This window comes from Pseudomonas endophytica, assembly GCF_001411475.1.
Lineage (GTDB): Bacteria > Pseudomonadota > Gammaproteobacteria > Pseudomonadales > Pseudomonadaceae > Aquipseudomonas > Aquipseudomonas endophytica.
On the sequence record NZ_LLWH01000065.1, the window covers coordinates 1 to 7,660 of the forward strand.

Genomic DNA, 7,660 nt, shown 5'->3' on the forward strand with positions numbered 1-7,660 from the left:
CGTTTTTGCAGAGGGCGCTGAGGTGATAGTTGACACCACGGGTCACTGGTTGCCAGCGGCTGTACCGGCGCTGGCTGTGTTTGGCCGACTGGCCATTATTGCCGCGCCACTGGACGGTCACGTGCAACTGCCTGCTTTGGCGTTGTACCGCAAGGGCGGCACATTAATTGGCGTCAACAGCTTGCTTTACAACAGCACCGAGTGCGCGCGCATGCTCGATCAGTTTGGACAATTTTTCGACCAAGGTTTGTTGCCATTGCCAAGTGATGTCGAAGCCGTCCCGCTGGTTGATGGATTGGCCAGTTATGCTGCCGTCGATGCTGGGGGTAGCAGCAAAGTGGTGCTGATTCCATAAGCGCGCTAACCGACGGCTTTTCAAGATCAAAAGATCGCGAGCGAGCTCCTACATGCTGATGGTGATGTGGTGCACAGACCTGTAGGGCGAGCTTGCTCGCGATCTTTAAGCATCGTTTCTAAGGCAAAGTGTGGCCAAGCCGTAAGCTGGCCCGAATCCCTTGTACTTCAGGCTCGTTAGCTTTGTACCCCTGCGCAGGGCCGGCGTAGGAGAGGGCATAAGCGCTTTGGCGCTGAGTGGCCGCCACTAAGGTTTGGGTGATGACGTGGTTGCCGTTTTGAGTGATTTTGCAAGTGGTTTCCAAGGCTTTCAGACCGCCCAGTGTGCTGGCGTGTATTTTGTTACAGGCACTTTGATACCCACCTTGGGCGAAGTTTTTCTGCAAGGTTTTACGCATTTCCAGCAAAACCGCTTCCATATTGACCTGATGCTCAGGCGCTAAGGTGGAATGGGTCAGCTCCATGACCATCTGCGGGTCACCGTTAGCGTCGTTTTTAACGGCTCGTTGGCGCTGGATGTTGCTGTCGGTCTCTGGCGCCACGGCCTGGACTTCCCAACCACCGGGCCAAGTGATCATTAAACTCTCGGCGTTCGCCGCAGGCAGCGACAGGGCGAGCAGCAGTCCGGCAAATGCGGTGTAACGGTGACGAACAGTCATGGGCAACGACTCTTGAGCGCGGTTTTTGAAAGGTTTTAGTGTATCAACAGGTGTCAAAGCCTTGCTTTAGTGTGGACTATCATTTTCACCATTCCTCAGCTAAACCTTTGCTTCTTATGTCTAATCCCGGACAATCGCGCCCCTCTTATGGCTAGGGCGTGGTCAGTAAGGTGCATCTTGTCCGCCCTGGCCGTGTGGTAACGACCGGCTAGCGGAGATTTGACCGGATGAATGACCAGGCCAAAAGCGTCGATGAACGCTTTGACGCGACACCCGCGACCCTCAGTCGCTGGAACCGCCATGACACTACCTGGATGCTGGGTCTGTTTGGCACAGCCGTTGGTGCAGGTACTTTGTTTTTGCCGATTAACGCAGGCATTGGCGGCTTTTGGCCGCTGCTGATCCTCGCGCTGTTGGCCTTTCCGATGACTTTTTACGCGCATCGCGGCTTGACCCGTTTCGTTCTGTCCGGGCGTGAAGGTTCAGACATTACCGATGTGGTTGAAGAACATTTTGGGCTGACGGCCGGCGCGTTGATCACGCTGCTGTACTTTTTGGCGATATTTCCGATCCTGCTCATCTATAGCGTGGCGCTGACCAACACGGTGGGCAGTTTTATGCTCAACCAGTTGCACATGACCCCGCCACCACGGGCTATTTTGTCGCTGGTACTGATTCTCGGGCTGTTGGCGGTGGTGCGTTGCGGCGAGCAAGTGATCGTCAAAGCCATGAGCATGATGGTCTACCCGTTTATTGTGGCGTTGCTGTTTTTGGCGGTGTTTTTGATCCCGCACTGGAACGGCGGAATTCTCACCACCGCCAGTACGCTGCCTGAACCTTCGGCGTTGCTGCATACATTGTGGCTGGCGATCCCGGTGATGGTGTTCTCGTTTAACCACTCGCCCATCATTTCGGCCTTTGCGGTTGACCAAAAGCGCCGTTATGGAGCCAACGCTGAGGAGCGCAGTTCGCAGATTCTGTCGCGCGCACACTTGCTGATGGTGGTGATGGTGCTGTTCTTCGTCTTCAGTTGTGTACTGACGTTGTCACCCACACAGCTGGCCGAAGCCAAAGCGCAAAACCTGTCGATTTTGTCCTACTTGGCCAACCACTTCAGCAACCCGACCATTGCCTTTGCCGCACCGCTGATTGCGTTTGTGGCGATTGCCAAGTCGTTCCTCGGCCATTACATCGGCGCCAATGAGGGCCTAAAAGGTCTGATTTTGAAAACCGGCAAGCGTCCAGCCAGTAAAACGCTGGAACGTCTGAGTGCGGGCTTTATGTTGCTGGTGTGCTGGGCCGTCGCGACCCTAAACCCAAGCATTCTGCGGATGATCGAAAGCATTGGTGGCCCAGTGATTGCCGCCATTCTGTTCCTGATGCCGATGTATGCGATACGCCGCGTGCCAAGCATGCGTCAGTATTCGGGGGTCATCTCCAACGTGTTTGTCACGTTGATCGGCCTGATCGCGATTTCGTCGCTGGTCTATTCGCTGATCCCTTGATGCCGGTTGCCTCGCGATCTTTTACAGGCACAAAAGATCGCGAGTCATTGAGCGTCTAATGGTTGTTCCTACAGGACGTTGCAGCGTTGGCAATTACTTACCCGACAGCAACGCTTCAAGTTTCTCTTGGTCACGAGCGAATTGGCGGATGCCTTCTGCCAGCTTTTCAGTGGCCATCGCATCTTCGTTGGAGGCCCAGCGGAACTGCGCTTCGTTCAGCGTCAGGCGCGGTTCGCCAGCTTGACCTGGGCTGAGTTTGCGCTCCAGCTTGCCGTCGTCTTGAGCCAGTTTCTCTAGAAGATCAGGGCTGATGGTCAAGCGATCACAGCCGGCCAACTGCTCGATCTGGTTGATATTGCGGAAGCTGGCGCCCATGACCACGGTGTTGAAGTCGTTGCTCTTGTAGTAGTTATAGATGCGAGTGACTGACTGCACGCCGGGATCATCTGCGCCGGTGTAGTCAGTGCCAGTGGACTTTTTGTACCAGTCATAGATACGGCCTACAAACGGCGAGATCAAAAACACTCCAGCATCGGCACAAGCGGCAGCCTGAGCAAACGAGAACAGCAGCGTCAGGTTGGTTTGGATGCCAGCCTTTTCCAGCTTCTCGGCAGCACGGATGCCTTCCCAGGTTGAAGCCAACTTGATCAGCACGCGATCACGGCCTACGCCGGCTTTGTCATACAGCTCGATCAACTGATTAGCTTTTTCCAGCAGCGCGGCTTCGTCGAAGGACAAACGTGCATCGACTTCGGTCGAAATACGCCCAGGAATCACCTTCAAGATACCGCTACCCACCGACACCGCGAAATGGTCGCAGGCCAAGCCAACATCCCCTTTTGCGTGAGCAATAGCGTCTTTGAGCAGTTCGGCGTAACCCGGTAAGGCAGCGGCCTTTAGCAGCAACGAAGGGTTGGTGGTGGCATCAACAGGCTTGAGGCGGGTGATGGCGTCGAGGTCGCCAGTGTCTGCGACCACGGTGGTGAACTGCTTGAGTTGTTCCAGCTTGGAAGTCATGAGCGTCTCTGTCTCAAAGGTATTAATGGCTGTACAGATGGAGTCTGTCGTGGATCAAAAGTTCGTGAATCAGTGGGTGGCAGAATGCCGTCGAACAAGGGGGTTGTGCAACCAATCGCACGATTTAATCTTTAGAAAGCAAACGCTCACGGATTAGCTATACCTACAACTCATGTGCTAACGGTGGTGTTTCAAACAGGAGTTTCATTATGAAAGCTGGGTTAACAATGGGTGCGCTATGTCTTGCTTCACTAACGCTGCTCGGTTGTGCCAGTAAGGTTCAACAACCGGATGAATATTCTGGTTTTTTAAAAGACTACAGCCGAGTTAAAGAAGCCCACTCACCCTCAGGTGCTGAGGTGATGCGCTGGGTAGACCCCACACTCAAGGTCAGTCACTACACCAGCGTTTATATCGAGCCCAGCCAGTTATACCCAGCCCCCAAACCCACCGACAAAATCCCACAAAGCACTTTGACCGGGGTTACCGACTATTACGATCAAGCGCTTAAACGTGAAATAAGCAAGTCGTTGCCTCTGGCCAGCGCTCCAGGCCCTGGGGTGATTGTGGTGCGGCCAGCGATTACCGCCGTCAGTAGCCAGACCAAGGGCTTGGCGCCTTACGAATACATCCCTGTCGCGTTGGTTGCCGCTGCGGTTAGTACGGCGTCGGGGATTCGTGATCAAGAAACCGAATTGGCAACCGAGGCCGTATTTATTGATGGAGAAAGTCAGGCAGTAATCGCTCAAGTCGTACGCAAAGGTACTGGCAAACCGTTGAGCAACGACAGTCAAGTGCTCAAGCCCGATGACGTGAAAGCGGTGATTGATGGCTGGGCCTCAGATATGCATCAGTCGTATCTGAAACTCAAAAAATAACCTGCTGCCAATGCTTGCTTACAGGCGCAGCGAGGAGGGGGTCGAGGTCGCGATCTTGGTTACACCCGGCATGACATTTTTCATGCTGGGCATAGGTCGTGAGGCAGATTCGTGTTTAACTTCGGCCTCTTCAAAAACAGTTAAAAAGGACATCGTTCATGGCTCAAGTGACGCTTAAAGGTAACCCTGTTCAAGTCGACGGCGTGCTGCCAGCAGTAGGTTCCAAGGCGCCAGCGTTCTCGCTGGTTGCGGGTAATTTGTCCGATGTAACGCTGGCTGACTTTGCCGGTAAACGCAAAGTGTTGAATATCTTCCCAAGCGTTGACACCCCAACCTGCGCGACATCTGTTCGTAAGTTCAACGCACAGGCCAACGAAGTCGCGAACACAGTTGTGCTGTGCATTTCGGCTGACCTGCCGTTCGCTCAAGCGCGTTTCTGCGGTGCAGAAGGTCTTGAAAACGTACAAAACCTGTCGACTCTGCGCGGTGTTGAGTTCATCAAGAACTACGGCGTAGCAATCGCTGATGGCCCGCTCAAAGGTCTGACTGCTCGTGCAGTGGTTGTCTTGGACGAGAACGACAACGTCCTGCACAGCGAGCTGGTCAGCGAAATCGCTGAAGAGCCTAACTACGAAGCAGCACTGGCTGTTCTGAAGTAAGTCACTGCGCGTTTCAAAAACGGTCTGGCATTCACTGCCAGGCCGTTTTTTTATGGCCGCGATTATTCACGTCAGCAGCGCCTGCCCCTACGCCACACATAATGTCACACAGGTGCTAGACACTTGGCGCGGCACAGCACGTGTCAGGGCTGGCATACGTTTGAAGCATGAGATGCTGGATTTAGCATTAAAAATAAAGTGCTTTAAGTGTGTGCAGTCTCTTGTAATGAAGGTAAAGCAGGGCTTTGTCGCGCTCATAACGTAAATAGCCGGTAAAGAGCCTTTTCATAACCGTCTGCACTGCTTATCTTTCAGGCTCCTGAAATTAAGCGCTCGCGCCCCATTGGTTGATCACTCAATGCAATCCTCTGTTTCTCACACATCTCGTCGTTGGCTGGTTGGCCTGCTGGTTTTGCTGATTGTCGTTGGCGTGAGCTGGTGGCTATGGCCCTCATCTGCCAAAAAAGCCCCGAATGCGCAGTCTTCGCAGCAAGCCGCACGCTCAGGGGCGGTGCGTCCTGGCTTTGGTGGCTCTACGCTGCCGGTCCCCGTTCTGGTTGCACACGTGACGCGCGGTAACTTTCCGATTTATTACAAAGCGTTGGGTACAGTGACTGCACTGAACACAATCAACGTGCGCAGCCGTGTGGCAGGCGAGTTGGTTAAGGTGTATTTCAAAGAAGGGCAGACTGTAAAAGCAGGCGAGTTGCTGGCTGAGATTGATCCACGCAGCTATCAAAATGCGCTGCTGCAAGCCGAAGGCACGCTGTTGCAGAATCAGGCCCAGCTCAAAAATGCTCAGGTCGATGTGCAGCGTTATCGTGGTCTGTACGCCGAGGACAGCATCGCCAAGCAAACCTTGGATACCGCCGAAGCCTTGGTCGGCCAATATTTAGGGACGGTCAAGACCAATCAGGCGGCCGTCAATGATGCCAAGCTCAATCTTGAGTTCACTAAGATCCGTGCGCCGATCAGCGGCCGTGTGGGGTTGCGCCAACTGGACGTTGGCAACTTGGTGGCTGCCAATGACACCACTGCGCTGGTGGTTATCACCCAGACCGAACCCATTGTGGTCAGCTTTACGCTGCCAGAAAACAACCTGTCATTGGTCTTGGAGCGCTATCGCAGCGGCGCCAGCTTACCGGTACAGGCGTGGGACCGAGGTGACACAAAAGAGCTGGCCAAAGGTGTGTTGAGCAGTATTGATAACCAGATTGATGTCACCACCGGCACCTTGAAGTTCAAGGCACTGTTTGAGAACCGCGATCAGGCGCTGTTCCCCAACCAGTTCGTCAACGTGCGCTTGCTGGCTGACACCCTCAAAGACGTGATTTTGGCACCAACCGCCGCGCTCCAGTACGGCACCAATGGCTCGTTCGTCTATGCCATGGACGGTGATAACAAGGTCAGCATCCGCAGCATCAAGGTGGGCGCCACCGATGGTGAGTTGACTGTCATTGAGCAAGGCTTGCAGCCCACTGATCGTGTGGTACTTGAGGGGACTGATCGTCTGCGTGAAGGCAGCGCCGTAGAAGTTGTAAATGACAGCAGTGAAGTGCCGATATCGCCTGCGACCCAACTGCAAGGCAGTGCGGACGCCAACAGCCCTACAAACGCAGGTAAAGCCAAGGGTATGGGCAAGGGCAAGGCTCACGAATGAATCTGTCGCGGTTATTTATCCTGCGCCCGGTCGCAACCACGCTCTGCATGATCGCTATCGTGTTGTCCGGGATCATCGCGTATCGCTTGCTGCCGGTGTCGGCCTTGCCGCAAGTCGACTATCCGACGATCCGCGTGATGACGCTGTACCCGGGCGCCAGCCCGGATGTCATGACCAGTGCCGTCACCGCACCGCTTGAGCGCCAGTTCGGGCAGATGCCGGGTCTGACGCAAATGGCCTCGACCAGTTCGGGCGGCGCTTCGGTATTAACCCTGCGCTTTAATCTAGACATGAACATGGATGTTGCTGAACAGCAGGTGCAGGCGGCTATTAACGCTGCTTCCAACCTATTGCCCAATGATCTACCTGCGCCGCCGGTGTACAACAAAGTCAACCCGGCCGACACCCCGGTGCTGACGCTGGCGATCACGTCTAAAACCATGCTGTTGCCCAAGCTCAATAACTTGGTCGACACGCGCATGGCGCAAAAAATTGCCCAGATCAGTGGTGTCGGCATGGTCAGTATCGCGGGCGGTCAGCGCCAAGCGGTGCGCATCAAAGTTAACCCCGAAGCGCTGGCCGCCAATGGTTTGAACCTGTCGGATGTGCGCAGCTTGGTCGGCGCCTCTAACGTCAACCAGCCCAAGGGTAACTTTGACGGCCCGACCCGAGTGTCGATGCTGGACGCTAACGACCAGTTGAAAACGCCGCAGGAATACGCCGAGCTGATTCTGGCTTACAACAACGGCGCGCCGTTGCGACTCAAAGATGTTGCCGAGATTGTCGACGGTGCCGAGAACGAGCGCCTCGCGGCGTGGGCTAATGAAAACCAGGCCGTGCTGCTGAACATTCAGCGCCAACCCGGCGCCAACGTGATTGAAGTGGTGGACCGGATCAAGGCGTTGTTGCCGAGCATAACTGACAACCT

7 protein-coding genes and 1 pseudogene are annotated in these 7,660 nt (G+C 54.8%); 6 read left to right on the top strand and 2 right to left on the bottom strand.

Translation table 11 applies throughout. The features are described from left to right. A pseudogene (locus tag AQS70_RS23740) lies at nucleotides 1–355 on the top strand (zinc-binding alcohol dehydrogenase family protein); the annotation flags it as partial. A gap of 118 nt (nucleotides 356–473) precedes the next feature. Here AQS70_RS23740 and AQS70_RS06085 read toward each other — a convergent pair. Continuing rightward, nucleotides 474–1,013: a DUF4946 domain-containing protein gene (locus AQS70_RS06085; RefSeq protein WP_055102001.1), complete on the bottom strand. Its 540-nt coding sequence runs from the start codon at nucleotides 1,011–1,013 to the stop codon at nucleotides 474–476. Nucleotides 1,014–1,240: 227 nt separating this feature from the next. Between AQS70_RS06085 and AQS70_RS06090 the strand changes: the two genes are divergently transcribed. Continuing rightward, nucleotides 1,241–2,518, top strand: a complete 1,278-nt coding sequence (locus tag AQS70_RS06090) for a serine/threonine transporter (RefSeq protein WP_055102002.1) — start codon at nucleotides 1,241–1,243, stop codon at nucleotides 2,516–2,518. Nucleotides 2,519–2,611: 93 nt separating this feature from the next. On the opposite strand, the gene tal is transcribed toward AQS70_RS06090, so the two are convergent. Continuing rightward, a complete protein-coding gene (tal, locus tag AQS70_RS06095) occupies nucleotides 2,612–3,535 on the bottom strand; it encodes a transaldolase (RefSeq protein WP_055102003.1) in 924 nt (307 codons plus the stop codon). Between the two features lie 209 nt (nucleotides 3,536–3,744). Here tal and AQS70_RS06100 point away from each other — a divergent pair, with 209 nt between their 5' ends. The 4 genes from AQS70_RS06100 to AQS70_RS06120 form a co-directional block, all read left to right on the top strand. Then, nucleotides 3,745–4,413, top strand: coding sequence for a DUF3313 domain-containing protein (locus AQS70_RS06100; protein ID WP_055102004.1), 669 nt, complete (start codon nucleotides 3,745–3,747; stop codon nucleotides 4,411–4,413). 158 nt (nucleotides 4,414–4,571) lie between these two features. Further along, on the top strand, nucleotides 4,572–5,072 hold the full coding sequence (gene tpx / locus AQS70_RS06105) for a thiol peroxidase (protein ID WP_055102005.1): 501 nt from the start codon (nucleotides 4,572–4,574) through the stop codon (nucleotides 5,070–5,072). Nucleotides 5,073–5,430: 358 nt separating this feature from the next. Beyond that, nucleotides 5,431–6,732 (top strand): MdtA/MuxA family multidrug efflux RND transporter periplasmic adaptor subunit, encoded by a 1,302-nt coding sequence (locus AQS70_RS06115; RefSeq protein WP_055102007.1) that lies wholly within the window; start codon nucleotides 5,431–5,433, stop codon nucleotides 6,730–6,732. Next, nucleotides 6,729–7,660, top strand: a 932-nt coding sequence (locus AQS70_RS06120; RefSeq protein WP_187331784.1) for an efflux RND transporter permease subunit, incomplete at its 3' end; no start/stop codon positions are given. The genes AQS70_RS06115 and AQS70_RS06120, both read left to right, overlap by 4 nt.

Bases quoted from the DNA above. Each gene is read 5' to 3' on its own strand.
- AQS70_RS06085 (WP_055102001.1), bottom strand. From the start codon at position 1,013: ATGACTGTTCGTCACCGTTACACCGCATTTGCCGGACTGCTGCTCGCC.
- AQS70_RS06090 (WP_055102002.1), top strand. From the start codon at position 1,241: ATGAATGACCAGGCCAAAAGCGTCGATGAACGCTTTGACGCGACACCC.
- tal (WP_055102003.1), bottom strand. From the start codon at position 3,535: ATGACTTCCAAGCTGGAACAACTCAAGCAGTTCACCACCGTGGTCGCA.
- AQS70_RS06100 (WP_055102004.1), top strand. From the start codon at position 3,745: ATGAAAGCTGGGTTAACAATGGGTGCGCTATGTCTTGCTTCACTAACG.
- tpx (WP_055102005.1), top strand. From the start codon at position 4,572: ATGGCTCAAGTGACGCTTAAAGGTAACCCTGTTCAAGTCGACGGCGTG.
- AQS70_RS06115 (WP_055102007.1), top strand. From the start codon at position 5,431: ATGCAATCCTCTGTTTCTCACACATCTCGTCGTTGGCTGGTTGGCCTG.